Below are 22,982 nucleotides of genomic sequence, written 5' to 3' on the forward strand. Positions count from 1 at the left end.
AACTGAACAAAGTTGCGTTACGATTGAATCAACGTCCGCGACAGACATTGGACTTCATGACGCCGGCTGAGAAGCTCAGCCAGGCGTTGCAATGACCGGTTGAGAGCGCCGCGGCTTTTTTTAGGATGTCGCGCTCCTCGGTCACCCGCCGCAGCTCAGCCTTGAGCCGTCGGATCTCGGCCGAGTCGCTCGGCGCAACCGTGGCTCCAGGGGCCGGTACCGTCTTCTTGGCCGCCTGCACCCAGCCATACAACGTTTGCTTGGGAATCCCGATCCGGGAGGCGACATCCACGACCGTGAAGCCACGCTCGATCACCTGCTTCACCGCTTCGGCACGGAACTCATCCGTGTACTGCTTGCTGTTGCCCATAAACACCTCGGTCATTGCCATGAATTATGGCAACCGGATGTCTACGAAAGGCTGGCCGGTCCAGAAAGTCCTTCAGCACACGTGGAGGCGCACAACAGGCGGTGCGCACATCGTCTGCCGTTCATGCGAGAAGTCGCCCGACGCAAAGACCACACCACTCGCACCGTCGAACATCACTTCCCGGCCGACTGCAGAAGCGTCGCATACGAAACCTCACCAAAGTCGGGTCCCGGGAAGGTGCGGGCCAATCGAGTCTAATCTCCAATTGGGGCGCCTCGTACCGACCAGCAGTCTCGCGCCCCGACATGCGGACTTGAAAGCCTGGGCTGCATTTACGCCCGCTCGCATCACAACCTCAATCAAGGAGAAAGATATGAAACGCAAGTCACCGATATTTCTCTTGCTGCTTCTCGCGACGTGCGGGAGCACACATGCCGCTGAGCCTGCTCTCTTTGCTCCGATACGGTCTAACGACGTCCCCGCGTTGCTTGCGTTGACGCAGAAGGACCCCACTTCGATTGCTGAACGCTCGGATCAAGGCGTCTCGCCGCTCCTGTTCGCCGCCTACAACGAGCGTCAAGAGATGGTTTCCATACTTCGGGAACGCACGAGCGAACTTAGCTTCTTCGAAGCGTGCGTCGTTGGCGATCTAGCCGCCGTCCGTCGCTTCATTGCACGCGGAACGGACGTCAACCAGTACGCCACCGATGGCTTCACGCCACTTGGACTTGCAATTTTCTTTCGTCAGCCCGCCGTGGCCAAGCTCCTCATCGACGCCGGCGCGAATGTTGACGCGAAGGCGAGCAACACATTGCAGGTCGCGCCGATCCACGCTGCGGTAGCGAGATCAGACTACGGTACTTTGCAGTTGCTCCTCGAGTCTGGTGCCGATCCAAATGTGACGCAGCAGCGACTAATGCGCCCGATCCATGAAGCCGCTGCTGCGGGAAATCTACCTGTTGTGGCGATGTTGTTGCTCTATGGTGCAGATGCAAAGGCACGTAATGAGGAAGGCAAGCTCGCGAGCGACTTTGCATACCAAGCCGGGCATCAGGCACTTGGTGATCGCCTCGCATTGATCGCGAGTCTCCCGAAACCGTAGATGCTTTTGGAAACTCCAACTAGCACCAATAAAACCCTCCACTACGACCACTAGGGAATAAGAGAATCATGCGCACGAGCCTGTTGATCGGCCTTCTGGTTGGCCTTGCCACGGGGCTTTGGATGTGGACCGAATTCGCGCTCGGGCTTCACTCCGAGAGCACCGACATTGGTCGGTTCACTGGCTTTTTTTCGATCATCTTTCCGATCGCCGGACTTGTGGTTGCGCTGCGACGGTCTCGCACCCGTATTGGCCACCTGACCTATCGTTCTGGAACACCGGACGTCATCGCCGTTTGCGCTGGCGCGGCAACGACGACATCGCTGATCAGCGCAATTTATATCCTCTGGCTCAATCCGGAGTGGCTTAGCAAAGCTGACATGACCGCCGCTGGATTCGTCACTCAAGGCACGGTGGCGGCATTTGTCGGCGGGCTTGTTGTTGGCATGATCGTTCTGGCTTTTTTGCGCACTCGGCCTAGCCAGGGGGGGACGCCATGACAACGCGCCGCTCGCAGCCAGGAGCTACGCCAGGCAACCATGCTCCAAAGTCACTTTTCGCTGCACTTCGCGATCTACTTGGCTCGTGCACGACCGGACTTCAGGTTGTGCATGACGAGCCATCGCACTTCTTCGCAAATTGCGGCCTGCCCGACGCAAAGGGCAAACACCCGTTCTTTGGCGCAGTGAAGGTGTCGAACCGAAAGCACCTTTTCCACTTTATGCCCGTGTACGAGTTCCCGGAACTGCTTGATAACATCAGCCCTGCGCTGCGGAAGCGAATGCAGGGTAAATCTTGCTTCAACTTCGAGGCGCTCGATCCGCCGCTCTTCTCTGAGCTGGAAACCCTCGTTGCCCAAGGTGTGAAGCGCTACAAAGTAGCCGGCAAGCTATAGCCGCCGCGCAGAGTCAAGGCACTTCATTCGCCGCCTCGCCGGCGACATTTTGGCCGCTGGCTATCGAGGGATGCCAGAGCGCGAGTATCGATCTGCAGAGTAAAGTTCCGACCAAGCCGCAGTCTTACTCGGAGCGAATCGACGCGAGCGAAGGAGCGCCATTATCTCGCTCTCCTTGACCATGGCGCGCGAACCCTTTGTCCTAAGGACCCAGATCTGCGCGCCCTCAGGAAGATACCGTACCAGCCCGTCGAGCAGCTTAAGATCTTCATGCGTCAAAATGGCTATGTAGGCCAGTTTAGCCTCCGCTTGTTCGACCCTATCCGCGCCCATCTCCACAAGCTGTGCCGTTATCTCAGGCGGTGTTCCCACGACATGAACAGGAATGCCGCGGAGAACTCCCAGCTTCTTCGCAAGCGACGGCGGATTCGAAATGCGGTCTAGCCACTTGCGCGCTTCCGTCAGGCCAAGGGACAGGCGCACGTGGCCTTGTGGTGTTTCGGCCTCCAGTATTTCACCTTCTACCCTGGCGAACCGGAGGTCAGAAAAGCTCAGCGTTGCATTGAAGTCGCCGCGAATCCGAAGTTCATGGCTTTCGAGTTGCGCCAGAACCCCGCCTGATTCTCGGCCCAGCTGGCCATTGCACAGCGCTTCACGACCCACCGCCCTCCTCCTCCTCGAATGACTGCTCCAAGTCGTCGAGATACGCGTCCATCGTCCCGGCGTGACCAAACACGTAGTGGCTGAGCGCGCGAAACACTGGCGATCGCACAACGCCTTCCTCGCGAATTGTTACACGGGTTGCGCTCTCATCAATCGCATCAAGTAGAATCAGCCAGCGTCCGCCAAACGGCAAGTCAGGCGAAACGATACGGCTTTCGAAGCGCCAGTCACCTTCTAAGTCTCGCATCTCGAAAGCGATCGTATCGCCACCCGTGTATTCGACGTAGCGAGCCCTTCCTGGCTCAGACATCTGGACTTCGATACGCGTCACATCGCGTCGCCAATGCGGCTGCGCCTGCACGCTTCGCACCCGCTCAGTTACATGCTCGACAGTGGCGCGCACTTTTCGCGAGCGCTCGGCAATGTGCTCTTCTGGCAACGCAAAGCCGGCGACGTAGACGCATGCGCCTGCGAGGACCAAGACGCCCGTAACTCCAAAGACGATCGACCACGAATTCATGCAAGACCCTCTTGACATTGATTGCACCGGTGCGTCAACGCGCAGGGCTTCAATGTCGCCGCCGCTGCCCGACGCTCCTAAGTTGCGATACGGCTGAGGAAAAATCTCGTCTTTCGAGCATGGGTCGGAGACCCCGTTCCCGAGACCAGATGATCCTGCCCGGGAGCGGAACCAGCCGATCCGATAGTCACCGAACCGGTCAGTTGTCGTTTGCTCGGTGGTTTCGCCCAGGGCTTAGCTCACGAGCAAAGAAGTCCTTTGTCAGTTCCCACGCGCGAGCCGCGGCTGCACCCTCACTGTCCAAGTCACGCGATCGCGGATCCGCATTGGTTGTCCCGTAGACCCTTGGCGGGTAGGTTCCGTCGCCACAGATGCTGTGCCCCGCCCCTTGAAAAACGTGCACGAGCGGCTGACGCTCTGCCGGCAGCCCATTGAATCGGCGAGCCAGTGCCAGCGCCATGGCACCCGATGCCCACACTTCGTCCTTCTCGCCCCCCAAGAGAAGGAACTTGGCCTCGCTTTGCTCGATCGGTATGGCCGCGCTTTCTGCTCGCTTAGGGTCATCCTTCCGAGAAAGCTCATACCGCTCGGTGTTATTGAAGTACTCCTGAGGTTGACGCCAATGAAAGGGCCGGAGCTTGATGTATGGCAGTGGTGCGCCCCTCCAGCTCCAGGAAGAAACGAACTCAGGCGCGGCCGATCTGTTCTCAGGCCGATTTCGCTCATCGTCAAACCCGTAGCCCTCCCACACAACATCGGTCGGGACGCAGGCGACAACCGCGTCGATCCACGGATACCGAACTGCAGCGACGGCGGCGAACTCCGCGCCTTTTGAGTGGCCGTAAACGCCGATGCGGGACGCATCAGCTTCAGGCTGATCGGCCACCCAGTGCCTGGCCGTGTCCAGCCACTCGATGGGCGTATTCACGTGTTGATGCGACACCCCGCTGATCCCGGCAAGGTCGTATGCGAAGTAGATGACCGCAAATGCCGCGTATCCTTGTGCTGCATATCTGACGGCAAGCTCTCGGGCACCGTCCCTGCTCCCACCTTCGCTGCCATGCAGTAACAACACGACCGGATGGACCTTGCCGTCAGTGGGTGCTGCATATACACCGGCAATGCCCCCCTCGTTCATTCCCACCACGCGAAGCCCTTCCGGTTCGCCGCTACTCAGCGTTCCGCGAGCTAGCTCCGTTGTCCCGGATTGGGCGACGACGAACGTTTTTCCGGGACTCGAATCGCTTGCTGCGGGCATTCCGGCGTTGGCAACGACCGGATCATCACTAGTCCTTCCCGACCACATCAGACCGTAGGGATCTCGTCCGCGATAAGTGCCCTGAAGGCTGGGCATGGCCGTGCTATCGACACGCCCTTTCACGGCCACAAAGTCTGCCCAGGCGTAGAGCGTCACGGGAACTTCCACCCACCGCCCTTCCACCTCCTGCCACTTGGTGAAACTCCTTACGGTCCAAAGACGAACAACTTGGCCGTCCGCAAGACCCGTGACCTGCACGATCGGCGGCGATCCTGGTTCGATTGGCGGCGTCCGAAATTCGATGCCCGCAGCGCCCGCCGTGCGGCAGGCCATGACTAGGATGACAGCTAGGGCTAGTCGCATGGATTTTCCTTGGTGAACGGCCGAGCATGCTTCAGCGAAACTCTGGCTCGAAGGAGATGATCTTGCTTGCCGGCCGTGGAAGGCTCTGCCTGCAGAGACCCATCGCATGGGCCGGTGGGCGAACCCTCAAGACTTGCCTTCTGCAGTGGAGGGCCCGACGCTGGACATAAGGCCCAAGGGCCGGCCTTCGTTATCCTTCAGAAACGCCATCCATTCCTCCGTCCCGTCGGCATGCTTGTGAATCATGTGCGGTGCGTTGACGAACTCGATTCCTCGCGCCTGAAGCGACTTCACCACAGCGTGGATGTCCGTCACGCGGAAGTACACGATGGAATTGGCATCGCCATCGCCTTCCGCTAGGAAAAGGCGCAGTCCACCACAGTCGAAAAAGGCGATGTTTCCGAAGGCGTATAGGAACGGCAGGCCAAGCACCTCGCCGTACCAGCGCTTGGCGTCCTCGATGTTGGACACGCTGCGCGAAATTTGCCCGACTGGGCCGAGTTGAATGTTCATAGATCGCGACATCTCGCTTTGTGGCAGCGCGCTAGATCTGGCCACACCAGACCACTGCATCAGCGCCTTTCGGTTGCTGAGTCCCAGCTTCTGAAGTGCGTTGGCGACGTGGTACTTAACGGCATCCACGCTGACCCCCTGTCGGCGCGCAATGTCAGGATTGCTGAGTCCATGACGAACTGCCTCAACTACACGCCACTCCGCAGGCGTGAGTAGGTCGGGAAACGGCGGGCGGCCTCGGGAGTGCGTCATTGAATTCAGCCTAGGAATCAAACAACCGAATTACCCTACCCGAGTATCGGGATTCCCCATTGATGGCAGTGAACGTCGCTGCGAGACGGACGTCCATCGGTTGCCACTCTGGATCTCGAGAACACACTACGGTTCTTTCCAGTATCGGTCGGGCGAAATCTCGGCGCGCAAGTGGAGGCAATCGCCGGCGTCGAGGCAGGTGCACGAATCGCTTTGGCGCCAATGCCATGCTGCAGGCGAATCAGCGCGTCAGCATATCTGCGCCCCCTTGATCAGCCAATTGCTCGCCCGTGGCATGTTAGTCCGACGCTCCCCCGGCTTTGAATGGCAAGGAGTCTAAGAGTCCGAGGCAGTGGACGAAGGTCTGCTTTGGGTCGGAAGCTGCCATGCCATCGGCCTCCCCGATAAACATCCTTAACCTCCTTTCCTGCATGCGCAGTACGGCCGTAGACGCCACCAGGGCATCGCTGTCCGGCAAATGCAGGAGGGAGTTCAGCGCGGTGATCGAGGCCTCGGTGTAAACGGCACTCAACCGCTACTACCCGCTCCACGCCGAGTGGCTTCGAACCGAAGTTATGCTCAGCGGAGGTGCCGGGGGGTCAGGAGCGAATCATTGGAGGCAGATCCTGCGATCCAGACGCTTAGCGTCATACGCAGTGCGTCAGCCGCATCGTGAATGTCCAACTCGCTATCACTAGTCGCCCCTCGCAGGAAGGATATGACGTCCACGCTCCACGCAACGGATGTGGCGCTGGCCCTCAGGATGTTTTTCTCTGGCTCGTTCATCCGTCGCAGGATAGCCCACGCCTGTCAATACTTTGAAAAACATGCCTCATGGAGCACCTCTCCCCAGCTTCGATCGAAAGCGGGTTACAAGCTGTGCCCCAACGGGTTGGAAACCCGTCGCTAATGTCGGCCTGAAGGTCGGCCTTAGCCGTAGTACTTTCGACACGCAGTTGCATACTCGTTTATCTACTTGCGGCTACAAGTGGACACCCACCTCTGGGAGCGAGTTCAGCTCTCTCGAGAGTCAAAATTAGCTTGCCTGTATCTGAAGCAAGCGGTGACAGCGAACTGTCCGTCGGTTATCGCTCGAGTGGCGTCTCTCGAATCGACCAGTGTCGCTTTCATCGGGTGACGTGTAGGCGTACTTCAACGCGGCGGTTCGGGATCAGGCACTCGCGCAGCGCGGCCTGAGGCTTCACGCCGTCGCACTGCTGCACCTGATCACCATCCCCCTTGAAGCTGTAAGTGACGTTGGCGGCATCAATGCCACGCTCCAACAGCAGCGCACGCACGGTCTGCGCGCGACGCTCGGACAGCGCTTGGTTGTAGTCGTGGCCGCGACCCTGCAGACGGTCGGCATGGCCGACCAGTTCGACCTTGGCCAGGGTGAGGCCTTCCTCGCGCAGGCGGGCCAGTTCGCGGTCCAGGCTCTGCAGCGAATAGGCGCGGATGTCGCTGCGACCGGAGCGGTCGAACTCGAACAGCACGTTCGCCGTCAGCACCGTGTCCACCGGCAGCACCGCCGGCGCCGCGCCGCATTGGCGCGTGGAGGCTTCGGCATCGCTCACCCAGTCTTCGGCGATCTGGATGTACGGCTTGGCATGCCGCCACTGCTGCTGGTTGAACTCGTTGCCCGCATGGACCAGTTCAACCTCGCCGCAGGCCACGGCCTGCTGCGCACACGCAAAGCCCGGCGTGCCATGGATCGCGCCCAGGCGCTTCCACAGGTCTTCGCGCACGCGGGCGGCACCATTGACCAGCGGCGTATCGGTCGGCAGCGGCGTGACGCCCTGCTCCATGCCCACGATCAGCTTCTCCGACTCGGTCAGCGCTTCCTGCGGGAAGGCGCTGCGGTCGTTGCGCGAATACTCGTGGAAGGACACGTCCAGCCAGCATTGCGCCTTCGACAGATGGTAGTCGCGGATCGGGCGGCCGCCGTCGTTCAGCGCCTGGATACGGCCCTGGGTGTGCTCGTAGCCGGTCAGGTCGGCGTGGATCGTCTCGTCGGTGATCCGATCGCGCGCCGGCGTCAGCTGCGTCTGCTGCGCACCGGCGGTGAAGGCGATGCAGGCCAGCACGGCCGCGCACAGGAGGGAGGTTTTGGTAGTGGTCATGTCGGTAATCCTCAGCGCACCGGATCGCGGTAGCGGGCGTCTTCCCTGCGGAAGAGGTCTTCGTCGAACTTGAAGCGCAGGCGGATGAACGCGCCCTGCTGCGTGTACTCGTAGCCGGTCAGGTCGTTGTCGCCGCGGAAGCCGGTGGCGTTGTAGCCCACCGACAGCCACAGGTTCTGCCGCAACAAGCGACCCACTTCCATGCCGAACGCGTACTGGTTGGCGCCGTCCTGGCCGCGGAACGTCGAGCCCAGCACGCCGATGTCCCAGTTCTCTGTGATGTCGTAGACGATGCGGCCGGACAGCAGCACGGCGTTGAAATCGTCGTCGACGCGACCGGTGTCGGCGTAGAAGAAGCTGTCCTGCTGCCACTTCGCCGCCACCCGGCCGGTCAGCCACCACGGACGCGACGGGTGCCAGTCCGCGTGCGCCGAGATGATGTGCGCGCTACTACGGATGTCCTGGCCGGTGTCTGAGCCGAAGCCGGAGCCGTCCATGCCGCTCTCGTCCTTCTCCAGCTTGTACTCGTAGCGGGCCAGCGCGTTGACGCGGTTGGTATCGGTGTCGCGATACGCCGCGCCGATCTGGAAGCGGTCCTGCAGCACGTCGCCGCGCGCGTCGTACTCGGTGCGCAACAGGTAGTTGCGTGCCAACAGCGTCCAATCGCGGCTCAACTTGCGCGCGGCCAGGAACTGCAGCAGCGTCGTGTTGTAGCCCTCGTTGGTCGGCGTGCCGGCGACGTCGTCGGAGATGCGATGCTCCAGGCGCACGTTGCCGCGCCACAGCGGGTTGGCGCTGTAGTCCAGCGCGAAACCGATGCCGGTGGAGTCACCGATATTCCCCGAGATGACGTTGGTGTGCTCCAGCGTCGTATCCAGGCGCAGGCCCTCGCGCAGGTCCCAGCGGTTGCGCATGCCCGAGGCGGCCTGGATGTCGCGGCCCGCGATGGCATCGCGCAAGCGGTACTCGGAGAACAGCTGCGTGTCCTTGATGAAGCTGGTGTCCACGCCCAGTGCCACCGTGTCCGCCTCGCGCCCGTCCTGGGTCAGGCCGTTCACGCCGCTGATGCCGGTCTGCTTCTCGTAGCGGCCGTAGATACGGCTGCGTTCGCGCAACTGGTAATCCATGCCCAGCGCCACGCGATTGCGGTCCTCGCCGTGGATGTCCTGCTCCACTTCGCCGCCGAGGCTGAAGCGGTCGCTGGCGCGGTAGCCGAGGCCGATGCGCAGCATGTCCGACGACAGTTCGGTGCCCACCGGCAGGCCGCTGGCCACGTCGTTGGGATTGCCGCTGCTGATGATCGGCAGGCCGGTCAGCGGATCCAGCGGTTGCTGGCCGTAGCCGAGCGCACCGCCGCCGGAACCGGTGGCGTAACCGCCCGTGAGGCCGCCGATGTTGCCGTAGCCGCTGCTGGTGGCCCACGTGTAGTACGCGCCGACCGTCTCGCGGATGGCGCGGTAGCCGACATCCAGCGTCAGCCGGTCGGTGAGCTTCACGCGCGTGCCCGCACTGGCGGCATCGCGTTCGCCGCCATCGGGGTTGCGGTCCTCGCTGCGCAGGCCTTCGGCGTACAGCTCGAAGCGCTCGTTGAGGCGCCAGCGCGTGGTCAGGCTGTACTCGCCGCGGCCGCCGTACAGCGACGAAGCCGGGTTGTTGAACGCAGGATCGGACTGGCCGGCGAACAGCTTCAGGCTCAGCGCTTCGCCCGCATGGCCCAGCTCGACGCGCCACGCATCGCCTTCCACCAGCCCGCTCAGGCCCTGCAGGCCCGGCGTGCCGTACTGGTTGACGCTGTTGGTGTTCACCTCGCTGCGCGTACGCGCGGCTTCGGCCACCAGCCAGGTGTTGGCGCCCAGCTTGTAGCCGATATTGGCGCTGCCCATTTCGAACGCCGCGAAGGGATTGCGGTCGTCGACGTAGGAACCGCCGATCTCGCCGCGTTCGCCCACGCGCAGTTGCGCGTCCGCGCCCAGCACGAGGAACTTCTCGGTGCCCTGGTCCAGTTCGTAGGTGATGCGCAGCGACACCGGATTGAGGTCGCTGTCGAAGGAGGGCAGGAAGCTGTTGAGCAGGATGCGGCCGGAGAACGGCTCGAAGCTGTAGTCCACCAGGCGGCCCAGCGGACGCACCGAGACGATGCGCGAGGGCTGGTTGCGGTCGCGCACCACCACTTCCACCCGCTCGCTGCCTTCCAGCACCGCGTTGTTGCGCAGGCCGTAGGGACCGCTGCCGGCGGCCGGCAGTTCCTCGATCACCTGGCGCAGCGAGTCCTCAATGGCGAAGACGTTGCCGCGCACGCGCGCATTTTCGAAATGCCAGCCCAGGCCGGTCGCGGTGCGGTTGTAGGTGCCCAGCACGCGCTGGCCCGCCTGCGTGCCGAAGTCGACACCGGTCTGCGTGGCGATGTTGTCGCCGGTCTGGAAGTCGCCGTACAGCAGGTAGCTGCGGTCCTTGTCCACGCGCACGTACAGGCGCTCGGCCGAGCGCGCATCGAAGCCGCGCAACGACGCATCGCCGTACACCGGGTAGAACTCCTCCGGTTGGATGTCGCGCAGCAGGCGCGCCCGCACGTCCTTGTCGGAGTCGTAGGCCGCGGTCAGCAGGTACTCACCCTTGATCGTGCCCTTGACGAAGAACGCGGCACGCGCGGCACCGTTGGCCTTGCCGTTGTTGAACTGCTTCTCCCAGCGCCGGATCTCGCGCTCGAAGCCATCGCCCTGCTGGGTGCCGTTGATCAGGCTGTCGCCCTTGCGGCGGAAGTTGATGACACCCTCGATCAGGCCGGTGGCGATCAGCTCGCGCATCTCCGGCACGAAGCCGATCACGCCCTCGGCACTGTGGCCGCCCGAGGTCACGCGCAGCAACACGTCCTGCGGATCGTGCGGGGCCAGCAGTTCGAACTCCGCGCGACCGTTGTGCACGGCCAGCTGGATACCGGGGGTGACCTCGTCGGCGTCCAGCCGACCCGGACCGAATTCATCCGTGCGGCCATCGGCCAGCTTGATGCGACCGCCACTGTGCTCGATGGTGGCGAAGGCGTCGCCGGCCATCGGCTTGCCATCGGCACCGTACAGCTGCACGACGACCTTCACCGGCGACTGCCCGTCGGCGGGCACGCCATCGCGATCGACCTCGACCAGCACGCGGTCCACGCCCACGTTGACGCTGTAGTCGACGTTGCCGGGCTGTGCGTACAACGGTTGTGGCGCGCGGTCCTGCGATTCGGGCGACTGCGGATAGAGCGGCGTGGCCTGGCCGAGGACCGGCGTGAAACGCTGGTCGCCGGACACGGCCTGCGCCTGCACGAGCGTCGGCGTCACCGCCAGGGCCAGCGCCAGCGCGAGGGGGTGGAACGAAGGACGCGATGCGCGCATGGCACGGGATTCCATGAAGGTCGACGGACGCGGGGCGGAGCGGCTCATGGCTGCACCTCCCCGTTGCGCGCGTCATCCGTGCCGGTCGGCGCGCTCGTCGTAGGCCTGGGTTCGACGATCGGCCGCTGGTTGGCCGAGTCGGTGCCCTGCTGCGGGGCACGCGCCGGCTTGCTCTCGAACCGCAGCGGCTGCTGGTTGCGCTCGGTTTCCGGCGCACGGATCTCGCCCTGCGTACGGCGCGCCTTGACCTGCTCGATCACCGGGTTGGAGCAGCTGCCCTCGATGAAGTCGGCGCGGTGCAACTCGCCGTTCTTCAGATCGATGAACAGGCTGTCCGCATCGCCCAGGTTGCGGTTGCTGCTGGTGGTCAGGCGCGAGCCCACGGGCAGGGTCGACGGATCGACCTTCAGCGTGTGGCTCTTCGGCGGCAAGCCGCAGTAGCTGTACTTGCCTTCCGAGTCGCTCACCATCCAGGTGCCATCCTCGAAGTACATGCGCACGCCGGGGATGCCGAGCTCTTCCTTGTCCTGCACGTGGTTGACGTTGCAGTCCACGAAGATCTTGCCCAGCACGCAGCCTTCGTCGGCGAACACGCCGCCGCTGACGATCACGCGGTACTCGGCCGGGTTGGACGGCACCACGCCCCCGTTCGGATACGGCATCAGCGTGGTCGGATCCACGCAGCCGCCGTCGATCGAGCAGCCCCAGGCGCGCGCGCGGTTGATGCCGTCGCCCTGCTGGCTGCCCACGCCCACGCGCACGCGGTACGTCAGCACCTTCTGCTGGCCGACGGCGAGCGCGCCGACGTCGAACACCAGCGTCGGGCCCGGCTTGCCGAGCGGATTGGCGATGCCGGCGTTGTCGACGCGCGCGGTGCCATCGATGTAGGTGAAGCCGTGCGGCAGGCGGTCGATCACGTTGACCGTGCCCATCGATGCACCCGCGGTCTGGCGGATGGTGATCGTGTAGACCAGGCTGTCGCCGACTTCCACCGTCTTGCGATCGCCGGTCTTGGTGATGACCAGGCCGGGCGCGATCTGCGGATCCAGCGGAATGTGGTTGTGCACCGGCACCGCCACGCCCGAGCCCAGGGTCAGCTCCAGGTAGTACGTGGTCGAGGTACCCACCGGACCGGTCGGCGCGGTCGCATTGGTCTGCACCGGGTAGCCCTCGCCCGGCGTGGACGGCGGCGTCAGTGGCGACGTCTCCGCCGGGATCATGCCGGACTCGAACGTGTAGCCTGCCGGCGGCGTCACCGCCAGCTGGAAGCGGCACGAGGCCGGTGCATCCGGGCCCAGCAGGAACTGGTAGAAGCCTTCCGCACCGACCGTCATCGATACCGACGTGCCCTGCACCGTGTAACCGCCGAGCGCGGCGTTCAGCACGTGCTGCTCGGGCGTGTAGCCCGCGCAGGTACCGATCGGCGTCAGCGTGACGCGCGAACCGGGCACCGGGGTGCGCGTCGTCGCGTCATAGACCACGCCGCCGGGATTCAGCGGCAGGCTCTGCTGCGGCAGGTTCGCACCCGGCGCCAGCACCACCGACAGGTGCGTGTTGCCGCCCTCGTTGCTGCGGCACGAGCTGGCGGTGCCGTTGGCGATCGCGCTGCTGGCATCGCAGGGCACCGGCGGACCGGCCACCGTTTCGCCACTCACCGGAAGACCCCACACCACGCCCGTCGCCGGATCGCGGAAGCGGATGTTCAGCGGAATGCCCGGCACCTGGTCGGCGATCGAGTAGGAGCCATCCGCGCCGGTGGTCGTCGTGCCGACGACCTGGCCATTGCCGTTGACGACTTCGACGATCCAGCCGGACAGGCGGCGATCGCCGCTGTCGATATGACCGAAGTCGCTGCCCTGGTCGAACCACACCGTGCCCGACACCGAGGCCGACAACTGCACCGGCGTCGGCAGGCGGCACGCGTTCTGCGTGATCGCCGGATCGCACACCGGCAGGTCGCCCGGATTGCCTTCGAAATCGGCACGTTCGTCCGGCGTCGGCGTGCGGAACTCGTTCTCGCCGCCGCCCTCGACGATCACGGCATTGTTCACCGGCGATCCCGTCGCCGCCGATGCCGCCACGCGCACCGGCGCGACAATCGTGTCGGCCGAAGTCACGCCCGCCGCGATCACCGCACTGCTGGTGCAGCGGAAGCGGTCTTCGCCGGCTGCACCGGTACAGGCCCATCCGGCACCCGCCGGCGTCGCCGCCAGCGTCAGGCCGGCAGGCAGGCGGTCTTCGACCACGTACTCGCCCGCGCTCGGCTGCTGCCCGATGTTGCGCACGCGCAGCGTGTAGGTGGCAGTGTTGTTGACGGTGAAGACGGCCGGCGTGGCGGTCTTGCTGACCACCAGGTCGGGCGAATCGCCGATCTCGCCGAAGTTGTTGTCGATGGAATCGCCACCCGGCGGCAGCACGATGCCGCTGATGGCCGACGGCGTGGTCGTCACCGGCGTCGCGGTGCCCACGACGGTGCCGTCGATCGTGCCGGCACTGGTGATGCCGTTGAGCGTTTCCACCGGCTGCGTCGGCTCGGTCACCGTGTAGGTGCCCGGACGCAGGCCGTCGAAGCGGTAACGGCCTTCGGCGTCGGTGGTGACGGTGACGTTCACCGCCTGGCCCAGGTCGTCGGTGCCGGTCAGCACCACCTGCACGTTCGCGTAGCCGCCCTCGCCCGCATCGATGGCGCCGTTGTTGTTGCCATCGTTGTAGACGCGGCCGCTGATCGCACCGGCCGGGACTTCGCCGAAGTCGTTGCCGGTGATGTCTTCGCCCACGCCCAGCGTGATGCCCGTGATGACGGACGGCGTGGACGTCGGGGGCGTCGCGGTACCGCCCCCGGTACCGGCATTGGTGATGCCGTTGAGCGTGCCCGCAGGCTGCTCGGGTTCGGTGATCGTGTACGTGCCCGGCGGCAGTTCGGTGAACGCGTACGTGCCGTCCGGCTGCGTGGTCACTTCGCGCGTGACGGTATTGCCGGCCGGGTCGGTGCCGGTCAGGCGCACGACGACATTGCCGATGCCTTCCTCGGACGGATCGACGACGCCGTCGTTGTCGCTGTCGCGCCACACGCGGCCGCCGATCGAGCTGTTGAGCGGGATCTCGCCGAAATTGTTGCCGATCGAGCTCGCGCCCGGCGTGGTCAGGTCGATCGCCGCGATCGCACTGGGCACAGTCGTGATCGGCGTGGCGGTGCCCGACGGCGTGCCACCGATGGTGCCGGCCACGGTCTGACCGTTGCTGGTGCCGGTCGGCTGGGTCGGTTCGGTCACCGTGTAGGTGCCGGGACGCAGGCCGTCGAACGCGTAGTCGCCGTTGGCGTCGGTCGTGGTGGTGAGCGACACGCTGGCGCCGGTGTCGTCGGTACCGGTCAGCGTGATGGTCACGCCGTCGATGCCGGTTTCGGCCGCGCCCGACTGCAGACCGTCGTTGTTCGCGTCGAAGAACACGCGACCCGACAACGCCACGCCGAGCGTCTCGCCGAAGTGATTGTTGATCGACGCGCCCCCAGCGGGCAGCACGATGCCGGCCACCGCGCTGGGCACGGTCGCGACCGGCGTGGCGGTGCCGCTGGCGCTGCCGCCGACGGTTCCGGCCACGGTGGTGCCGTTGATGGTGGTGATGCCGCCCACCACCGGCTGCGCGGCCTGCTCGCTGACGGTGTACGTGCCGGCCAGCAGATCGTCGAAGCGGTAGTTGCCGCTGGCGTCGGTCACGACCGCCGCCACCGCGTTGCCCAGTGCATCCACGGTGCCCGCCGGCAGCGATACGCTGACGCCGGCAATCCCGTTCTCGCCGGCGTCGCGCACGCCGTTGTTGTTGGTGTCCAGCCACACGCTGCCGCTCAGCGACGCGGCGCGTTCGCCGAAGTCGTTGCCGCTGGAACCGCTCGCCGGCAGGTTGGTGACGGTGATGGTGTTGGTCGGGTTTTCCTGGCCGTCCGCCAGCCCGGTGGGCTGCGTTTCGACGATGCGGTAGTTCTGGCCGGTGATCGCACCGCCATAGCTGTAGCCGCCATTGGCGTCGGTGGTCAGGGTGACCGGCGGCAGATCGTCGGGCGTGCCGAACAGGCCGTCCGGGCCTGCGCCTTCGATCACCACGGTCACGCCCGGCAGGCCGGGTTCACCGGCATCCTGGTTGCCGTCGTCGTCGCGGTCCAGGTAGACCGTGCCGCTGATGACGGCGTTGGCGAGTTCGCCGAACAGGTAGCCGGTGGCCGCCTGGCCTTCGGTGATGACGATGCCGTCGATGACGTTCGGAGTGGTCGCGCTGCCCGGCGTCGCCGCGTTGCCCGGCGTGTGCCGGCCATCGATGTAGCCGGCGGGCTGCGTCTCGGTGAGGGTGTAGCTGCCGGTGGGCGGCAGCAGATCGCGGAAGACGTAGGCGCCGGTGGCGTCGGTCTGCACGGTGACGTTGACCGGATTGCCGAGCACGTCGGTGCCGGTCAGCACCACGGTGACGTTGGCGATCGGGTTTTCACCGCCGTCGAAACTGCCGTTGTCGTTGTTGGCCGCCGTCGTCGAGAAGTCCTCGAACACCACGCCCGCCAGCGAACCCAGCGTTTCGCCGAAGTCGCGATCGGACACGCCGGCAGACGGCAGCGCGTTGACGTCGATGACGTTGGTCGCGTGCTCGGTGCCGTTGCCGTAACCGGTCGGCTGCGTTTCGGTGACGCGGTAGTTCTGTCCGACCACCAGGCCGGTGAACTGGTACGCGCCATCGGCGTCGGTCTGCAGCACGACCGGTGCCGGATCGTCACCGGTGCCGAAGATGCCGTCGGCACCGGCGCCGGTCAGCGTGATGGTGACGCCCTGCAGGCCGCCATTCGGACGCGAATTGACCGTGCCCGCATCGCCGGCATCGAAATCGCCGTTGCCGTTGCGGTCCACGTAGACGCGACCGCTGATGCCCGACACCGCGTCTTCGCCGAAGTTGAACAGCGTGCCGTCGGTACCGGCGCCCAGGTCGATGGCGCTGATGCGGTCGGTGGTGGCGGCATCGCCGCCCACGCCGCTCCCCGGCGTGCAGCCGGTGGCACAGGCCATGCCACCGATCAGGCCGGCATTCACCGCCGTCGGACGGTTCTGGTAGCTGCCGGCCGGCAGTACCTCGCGCAACGTGTAGACGGTCAGCGGATCGAGGTTGGTGAAGGTGTAAGCGCCGCTGGCATTGGTCGTGGTGGTGGCCACGACGGTGCCGGTGGCGGCATTGAGCAGTTCGACGGTGGCGCCGGCGATGGCGCTGTCGCCCCCATCGCGCACGTTGCTGAAGTTGGCGTCGACGTAGACGAAGCCGGACAGCGATGGCTGGCGTACCTCGGGGAAGTTGTAGCGCACGCCGGCCTGGTTGGCGCCGACGGGAATCGCGCTGATCACCGAGTTGGGCGACCCCGCCGCATACGTGCCACCGAGCGACGGCGCACTGCCACCGGCCGCGGGCGGATCGATCGGACCGTTGACGTAACCGGCCGGCTGGGTCTGGGTGATGGTGTAGCCCGACGCATCGGAGGGCGACAGGTTCTCGAAGCGGTACGCACCGTCCGCCGCGGTAGGCAGGGTGAGGTTCACCGCGTTGCCGTAGAGGTCGGTACCGGTCAGCACGACGGTGACGCCGGCGATGCCGGGTTCGCCCGTGACGGTCTGCTGCGTGCCGCCGTTCCCTGCCGCGCGATCGCGGTCTTCGAACACCAGGCCTTCCAGCGACGAACGCGTGACTAGGATGTCTTCCGTGGCCGTGTTGTTGCCGGGGTTCGGATCCACCTGTTCGGTGGTGATGCTGGCGGTGTTGATCTGCGCACCGGCACCGGGATAGATGGTCCAGCGCACGGGAACGATGACGCGGACCTTGCCGGTCACGGTCACGTCGCCCAGGCGACAGGTCAGCGCCAGGCCGGCAGCGGTACACGTGCCGGTGCCATCGGGCACTTCGTCGCCGCCCGGGTCAGGCCCCTTCTTCTGCCACGTGGCCGCGCCCAGGATTTCCAGGCCGGCGGGCAAGGTGTCGGTGATCACCGTACCGGTGCCGTTCAACGGGCTGGTGCCGGTGCGGTCGCGCGACAGGCTGGCGCCCGGACCGTTGTTCACGCCCTCGATCACCCAGTAGAACGGCTGGCGCAACGCCACCGCCGTGGCGGGCGATGCCGGCAGCGCAACATCCGGGTCGCTGTCCGGCAGGTCGGTGAACACATGCTTGGTCACCCCGACATCAGCGCGCGTGCGGATCGAGGTCTGCTCGTCGACCGCGTTGTCGGATGTATTGGGGTCCGTTTCGGCATGCACCACGCTGACGTAGTTGCGCGCCGTATCGCCGCTGGCGCCGGGCGGCGTCTCGTAGCGGTACTGGACGTAGACGTAGCTGGTCGCGTTCACGCCCAGCACGCCGGGCGCATTGCTGCCGCCGAAGCCCGCACCCGGCACGTCGCACTCGATGCTCAAACCCGCGTCGGTGGGCGTGGTGCCCGTGCCGGTGAACGGATTGGCGCTGGTCACCGTACATCCGGCGGCGCTGAAGGCCGTGGACGGCCCGCCGATCGGGCCGGGCGCGATACCCATGAAACGCACCTGGCGGCCACTCGGCACGCGGTAGGTGTCGTTGATGCGCACGCTGGTCGCGACCGAGGGACCGACGTTGCGCACGGAGATGCGGTACGTGATCAGGTTGTTGGCGGGATTGAGGGCGTCGTAGCCCAGCGGATCCACGCCACCGGTGAAGCCGAGATCGGTCTTGTTGACGATCAGGTCGGCGACGCCCTGCTGGAACGTCAGCGACGCCGTCTTCTGGTCGTCGGCCGCACTGGTGTTGCTGTTGTAGTTGAACGCGCCGTTGGCGTCGCTGCCGGTGGCGCCACCGGTGATGCCAAACGTGGCGACGTTGTCGAACTGGCGGCCGGCCGGATTGTTGCCGGTGTTGACGTTCGGGCGGATGGTGACCAGCATGTCCTCGCTCTGGCGATGCGACATCGACAGCGCCGGACATTCGATGGCCAGCTGCAGCGGCGCGCCGGTCGGGTTCGCGTACGAGGTACCGCCCGCCGTGGCGGTGGCGGTCAGGCCGCCGTCAGGCGTGGCCGTGCAGGCCACCGTGCCCGGCGTGCGCGTGGCCGAAACCAGCACGAAACCGGCATCGTTCGCCGGCAGGGTGAAGGTGTCGCGGAACACCACGCCCGGCACCGTCGCGGTGCCTTCGTTGAGGTACGACATCACGTACTGGCTGTCCACGCCGGCGCGGCCGACGTTGCCGGTGACGATGTTCTTCGCCGTGGTGCGCACGTTGGCTTCGCGCTCGATGCGCACCCAGTCGCTGGCCTGGTTGTTGGCGCCGTTGATTTCACCGACCGAATCCGGTACCGCCGGATCCACGGCGACACCCGCGGTATTGCAGAACGCACCGGTCGCCGGCGCACCCGCGCCGCAGCTGCCGGGGCTCTGGCCCATGCTGTCGAACAGCGGTCGCGCGACAGTGATGACGATGTCCGCGGACGCACCCGGATTGAGGGCGGTGGCACCCGAGCGGCAGACGATCGACGCGCCGGTGACCGGGCAGGTCCAGCCGGCCGGGGCACTGACGGTGATGCCTGTGCTGGGCAGCCCACCGGACGCCGGCACGAAGCCGGGCAGCGTGTCGTTCACCACGATGCCGGTGGCCGGCACCGCGTCGGTGATCGCCAGGTTGGTCACGCGCAGGGTGTAGGTGAAGCTGTTGACGCCCACCGCGATGGTGTTGTCGCCGGCACCGGGCGCGTTGGTCCACTTTTCGATCTGCAGGTCGACGCGATCGTTGGTGGTGCGCGTGCCATCGCCTGCGCAGTCGTTGTTGGGGTTGCGGTCTTCGTCGATGCTGCCGGTGATGGGCTCGAGCGAACCGCCCGAGCCGCCGGTGCACGCGTTGTTGGTCAGCGCCAGGTCGGCGCTGCGCGCACGCGTGATGATGCGCAGGTCGGGCGCATCCGCGTTCCTCGCCAACGGATACCGCGAGGCATCGAGATCGCAGGTGACGACCTGCGCCGGTCCGCCCCCGTTCCACGTCGGCGGCGCGACGGAACACGACCACTCGCCCGCGTTGCCGCCGCTCACGTACTCCTCGCCCGCGGCCAGCACGTCCACCACGCGCACGTTGCCGGTGGCTGCGCGCGGGCCATAGTTGTGCACCTCGATGGTCGAGGTCATGCGGCTGTCGCTGTCGTCACCGCTGCCCGGCCAGATCGCGACCAGTGCCGGCGCCTTGCGCTTCGCCAGGCCGAGATCCGCACCATCCGGCACCACGCTGAACGTGGTGCTGCCGGTGTTGTTGGTCGATACCGCATCCGGCGTGTCGGACGTCACGGTGGCCGTATTGGTGACGTTGCCGCTGCTGTTGGTGCCGTTGGACGGCACCACCGCCTGAACGGTGAAATTGACGATCGCGCCGACGGCGAGATTGCCCGCGAAGGTGCAACCACGCACCGTGTCGCCACTCGTCGTCGCACAGGTCCAGCCGGCGGGCTGGTTGCCGCCGGTCACGGTGAACCCGGTCGGGAGCGTGTCGGTCCAGCGCGGATTGGTCGCGGCACTCGGGCCGAGATTGCGCACCTGGATGTTGAACGTCACCGGCTCGCCGGCGACCGCAGGCGCAGGATTGGCGCTCTTGCTGATCATCAGGTCGGCACCGGGCGTGACCGGCGTGGTCACCTCGTCGGTGTTGTTGCCCACGTTCGGATCCGGCATCGCACCGGCGTTGACCACGGCGGCGTTGGTGATGTTGCCGCTGCCGACATTGACCTTGGCGCGGAAGCTGAAGGACGCGCTGTCGCCATTGGCGACGGCACCGGCGTGGGTCGCCGTCATCGTGCCGGCGTTGAAGGTCCAGCCGGGCCCGATGAAGCTGCCGGCCACCAGCGTGACGCCGGCAGGCAACGTGTCCACCACGTTGAAACCGGACGACGCATTCGGACCGTCGTTGAACACCTGCAGGGTATACGTGACCTCGCCGCCACCGATTACCGGCGACGGCGTCGCGGTCTTCTGCAGGCGCAGGTCGCCCGACTGCTGCAGCGTGGTGCCCTGGCTGAGCTGGTTGTTGTCGGTGTCGCTGTCGCTGCCGAAGAACGGATGCGACGGCGGCAGCGTGTTGAGCGCCTCGCCCGCAGCAGGCAGCATGCCGGCGAAACCCACGGCGCTATGGATCTGCACGGTACCTGCGGCCATCCCCGCCGTGTTCATCTGGATATCGAACGCAACCGAGGACGATGCCTGCGTCAGCGTGGGGATGTCGCAGCGGATACGAACCGGCGAACCGCCCAGGCTCGCGCAGAACGCCGGCAACGTGCCCGGCGTGGCACCGGCCGGCAGGTCGAACAGGGCGACCGCGTCGGAGACCGTGTCGATATCGCCGTTCTCGACTACCACGTGGTAGACGACGGGACCGCCGACTGGCGTCGGGTCGTACCCGGTGTCGGACAGGTTGCTGATCTGCAGGTCGGCCGCGAAAGCCGTGGGTGCTACGCAGCACAGCGCCAGCAACGCCAGTCGCCGCCAGAGCGAGGATGTCGACGTGGATCGCTGCGAATGCTCCCGCTGGAGCAATTCAAATTTCGCGCGCGCAAACGCAGCGACACGTTCCACCGCGCAAGATTGCTTCATCACTTCGAATTTCCCCTGTACCGCACCCATCGCCGTGCGTGATTGCAGCTTTTCAACCCGGCCTCTAAGATGCCTAGATCAGAAAAAGTCAGTGCGTCGATCGAACTTTATGCGGCCAGCAGAGCAGCCCGCATACCCCGACTACAGGCTCAGTATAACTCGAATCACATTAGGTCAAGTTGACCATCACAAATGTGAGTTGATTCATGTACTTAAACGCCCTCATGTGCGCGCGTTTCGGAAGCGGCCTGCGAAACCGAGCCCGGAGGCCGCTTGGGAACCGCTTGCTGCTTAGGCCTCCGTCTGTTCGGACATCTCTAGCGCGTCCTCAACCTCGATCCCGAGGTAGCGCAGAGTGCTCTCGAGCTTGGTGTGGCCCAGAAGGATCTGGACGGCCCGCAGGTTCTTCGTGCGCCGATATATCAAAGATGCCTTCGTTCTACGCATGCTGTGCGTGCCGTAGTTGTGTCGGTCGAGGCCAATGGCAGTGACCCACGATGAGACGATACGAGCGTACTGCCTGGTCGATAGATGTCCGACATGCTTGGCTCGGCCAGGGAACAAGTATGCTCCAAGCATAATCTGAGCCTGCCGGGCCCACTCGGCAACCGAAGCTCTGGTTAAGTCCGTTAGCTCGAACTGCACCGGCCGATCAATCTTTCGCTGCAGCACGATCGCCCGCTTCGCGATCACTCCACCGTGGGACACATCTCGCAGTCGTAAGCTGACGAGGTCGCATCCCCTGAGCTTTGAATTGAGCATCTCAATCATCAGCCGGACCACACTGCGAGGGGTGTAGAACTCGCCGGCCTTCTTGTTGGTGACGTCGGCGAACTTCTTGATCAGATACTCGTAGGCGTCGCCCAGCACGTCAGACCGGACCTGTTTGTTGCCCAGCGGAAGGCGGGAGTAGTGCTCGATCAAATCCTTGAGGAGGGCGTCGGACAGGCGCTCCTTGTTCGACCATTGGGCGTCGCCAAAGACCCCATAGAGAGTATCCGGGTTGGCCTTCTCGATCTCGCGCATGGCCCGCTGCAGGGTCGTGCCGACATTGGTGGCCTTGGCACGAACGTCGTCCCAGTGGAAGCCATCCGGGATCTGAAAGCGGTGGGATTCGGGGAACATGGCCAGTTCGGCGTCACCGCTCTCCTCGACGATCTCTTGGTACTCCTCGTCCCAGACGTCGCAGATCCGCTTGAAGAACAACAGTGGGAAGATGTACGTCTTGAAGTCGGCCGCATCTACGGGCCCGCGCAGTATGTTGGCGGACTCCCACAAATGAGATTCGAGTTCGTGAAGTGTTACAGATGACATGTGTTGCAGATCCCCTTGGTATAACTTTCACGTGACGCCGTCTCACGACACGAGACCAAATCTCGGCTCACGGTCAAACGGAGCCTCATACGTTCAAAGGTTCTCTTTGGCAGCTTTACCCTTGCGCCCCTTCTTTTCGCGACGGCCCGACCGATTCACCTCAGGTAATGGCTTGTCCAATGCGAGCAAGTCCATCCGAACATTGTTTGCATACGCGTTGTATTGCCAACGACGGAACTGATCGAGAAGTAATTCATTCGTCGCCTCGAGCCGTGCAACTTGAGCCTCCAAGTTCACTATATGTCTGGTGGCAGTCTGTAGCGTGAAGTCTCTCGGCTTTGCATGCGCTGCCAGTCGAAGATCCTTTTGTCTCCTCTGAAACCCCTCTTTAATCGTTGGATACAGATACATCGTGTGCTTGGAGACGGATTCCACGCCAATGACTTTGGCGACGCGATCACAAAAAAGAGGCCATGTGAGCTTTCCCTCCCAACGATCGAGCTCGCGTAATACTGAATCGCCCCGGCTTCTCCGGAGGCCATTTCGTTTGAGTCACGCCGCGATGGCGTGACCCGTGTTGCCGGCGTAGTACGCCGCCTCCGCTTCCGCCGGGGGTATGTT

The 22,982-nt window shown here is 64.7% G+C and carries 12 protein-coding genes and 1 pseudogene; 3 read left to right on the forward strand and 10 right to left on the reverse strand.

Going from position 1 to position 22,982, the window contains the following annotated elements; all coding sequences use genetic code 11:
* Window positions 1-211 precede the first annotated feature (211 nt).
* Window positions 212-370, reverse strand: a pseudogene (locus tag ACVOLQ_RS19230) (transposase); the annotation flags it as partial.
* Between the two features lie 373 nt (window positions 371-743).
* Between ACVOLQ_RS19230 and ACVOLQ_RS19235 the strand changes: the two are divergent.
* From ACVOLQ_RS19235 to ACVOLQ_RS19245, 3 genes are all read left to right on the forward strand, one after another.
* Window positions 744-1,472 carry an ankyrin repeat domain-containing protein gene (locus ACVOLQ_RS19235; RefSeq protein ID WP_158230107.1) on the forward strand — a complete coding sequence of 243 codons (729 nt, stop codon included), beginning with the start codon at window positions 744-746 and terminating at the stop codon, window positions 1,470-1,472.
* A gap of 68 nt (window positions 1,473-1,540) precedes the next feature.
* Entirely contained in the window at window positions 1,541-1,972 is a 432-nt protein-coding gene (locus ACVOLQ_RS19240) for a DUF4199 family protein (RefSeq protein WP_099497903.1), read from the forward strand.
* Complete coding sequence (locus tag ACVOLQ_RS19245) at window positions 1,969-2,367, forward strand: hypothetical protein (RefSeq protein WP_242877927.1); 399 nt, start codon at window positions 1,969-1,971, stop codon at window positions 2,365-2,367. Before ACVOLQ_RS19240 ends, ACVOLQ_RS19245 begins: the two co-directional genes overlap by 4 nt.
* A 60-nt stretch (window positions 2,368-2,427) precedes the next feature.
* Here the strand turns inward: ACVOLQ_RS19245 and ACVOLQ_RS19250 are convergent, their stop codons facing one another.
* The 9 genes from ACVOLQ_RS19250 to ACVOLQ_RS19290 form a co-directional block, all read right to left on the reverse strand.
* Window positions 2,428-3,030: a hypothetical protein gene (locus ACVOLQ_RS19250; protein ID WP_099497901.1), complete on the reverse strand. Its 603-nt coding sequence runs from the start codon at window positions 3,028-3,030 to the stop codon at window positions 2,428-2,430.
* Entirely contained in the window at window positions 3,020-3,550 is a 531-nt protein-coding gene (locus ACVOLQ_RS19255; RefSeq protein WP_481528980.1) for an SRPBCC family protein, read from the reverse strand. The genes ACVOLQ_RS19250 and ACVOLQ_RS19255 overlap by 11 nt, the downstream gene beginning before the upstream one ends.
* A gap of 199 nt (window positions 3,551-3,749) precedes the next feature.
* Window positions 3,750-5,171 carry an acyl-CoA thioesterase/bile acid-CoA:amino acid N-acyltransferase family protein gene (locus ACVOLQ_RS19260; protein ID WP_158230108.1) on the reverse strand — a complete coding sequence of 474 codons (1,422 nt, stop codon included), beginning with the start codon at window positions 5,169-5,171 and terminating at the stop codon, window positions 3,750-3,752.
* A gap of 126 nt (window positions 5,172-5,297) precedes the next feature.
* The gene (locus tag ACVOLQ_RS19265) at window positions 5,298-5,936 is read right to left on the reverse strand and encodes a LuxR C-terminal-related transcriptional regulator (protein WP_099497898.1); all 639 of its coding nucleotides are present in this window, start codon (window positions 5,934-5,936) and stop codon (window positions 5,298-5,300) included.
* 1,127 nt (window positions 5,937-7,063) lie between these two features.
* Window positions 7,064-8,056: an OmpA family protein gene (locus tag ACVOLQ_RS19270; RefSeq protein WP_099497387.1), complete on the reverse strand. Its 993-nt coding sequence runs from the start codon at window positions 8,054-8,056 to the stop codon at window positions 7,064-7,066.
* An 11-nt stretch (window positions 8,057-8,067) separates the two neighbouring features.
* A complete protein-coding gene (locus ACVOLQ_RS19275) occupies window positions 8,068-11,478 on the reverse strand; it encodes a TonB-dependent receptor (RefSeq protein WP_143569491.1) in 3,411 nt (1,136 codons plus the stop codon).
* Window positions 11,475-21,047, reverse strand: coding sequence for an SdrD B-like domain-containing protein (locus tag ACVOLQ_RS19280; RefSeq protein ID WP_158234006.1), 9,573 nt, complete (start codon window positions 21,045-21,047; stop codon window positions 11,475-11,477). The genes ACVOLQ_RS19275 and ACVOLQ_RS19280 overlap by 4 nt, the downstream gene beginning before the upstream one ends.
* Window positions 21,048-21,338: 291 nt before the next feature.
* Window positions 21,339-22,361, reverse strand: a complete 1,023-nt coding sequence (locus ACVOLQ_RS19285) for a type I restriction-modification system subunit M N-terminal domain-containing protein (protein ID WP_099497390.1) — start codon at window positions 22,359-22,361, stop codon at window positions 21,339-21,341.
* Window positions 22,362-22,454: 93 nt separating this feature from the next.
* The gene (locus ACVOLQ_RS19290) at window positions 22,455-22,796 is read right to left on the reverse strand and encodes a hypothetical protein (protein WP_481528981.1); all 342 of its coding nucleotides are present in this window, start codon (window positions 22,794-22,796) and stop codon (window positions 22,455-22,457) included.
* Window positions 22,797-22,982: the final 186 nt, after the last annotated feature.

The organism is Stenotrophomonas sp. STEN031, from assembly GCF_056759975.1.

Bases quoted from the DNA above. Each gene is read 5' to 3' on its own strand.
- ACVOLQ_RS19240 (WP_099497903.1), top strand. From the start codon at position 1,541: ATGCGCACGAGCCTGTTGATCGGCCTTCTGGTTGGCCTTGCCACGGGG.
- ACVOLQ_RS19275 (WP_143569491.1), bottom strand. From the start codon at position 11,478: ATGAGCCGCTCCGCCCCGCGTCCGTCGACCTTCATGGAATCCCGTGCC.
- ACVOLQ_RS19280 (WP_158234006.1), bottom strand. From the start codon at position 21,047: ATGAAGCAATCTTGCGCGGTGGAACGTGTCGCTGCGTTTGCGCGCGCG.
- ACVOLQ_RS19285 (WP_099497390.1), bottom strand. From the start codon at position 22,361: ATGTCATCTGTAACACTTCACGAACTCGAATCTCATTTGTGGGAGTCC.
- ACVOLQ_RS19265 (WP_099497898.1), bottom strand. From the start codon at position 5,936: ATGACGCACTCCCGAGGCCGCCCGCCGTTTCCCGACCTACTCACGCCT.
- ACVOLQ_RS19260 (WP_158230108.1), bottom strand. From the start codon at position 5,171: ATGCGACTAGCCCTAGCTGTCATCCTAGTCATGGCCTGCCGCACGGCG.
- ACVOLQ_RS19245 (WP_242877927.1), top strand. From the start codon at position 1,969: ATGACAACGCGCCGCTCGCAGCCAGGAGCTACGCCAGGCAACCATGCT.
- ACVOLQ_RS19255 (WP_481528980.1), bottom strand. From the start codon at position 3,550: ATGAATTCGTGGTCGATCGTCTTTGGAGTTACGGGCGTCTTGGTCCTC.
- ACVOLQ_RS19270 (WP_099497387.1), bottom strand. From the start codon at position 8,056: ATGACCACTACCAAAACCTCCCTCCTGTGCGCGGCCGTGCTGGCCTGC.
- ACVOLQ_RS19235 (WP_158230107.1), top strand. From the start codon at position 744: ATGAAACGCAAGTCACCGATATTTCTCTTGCTGCTTCTCGCGACGTGC.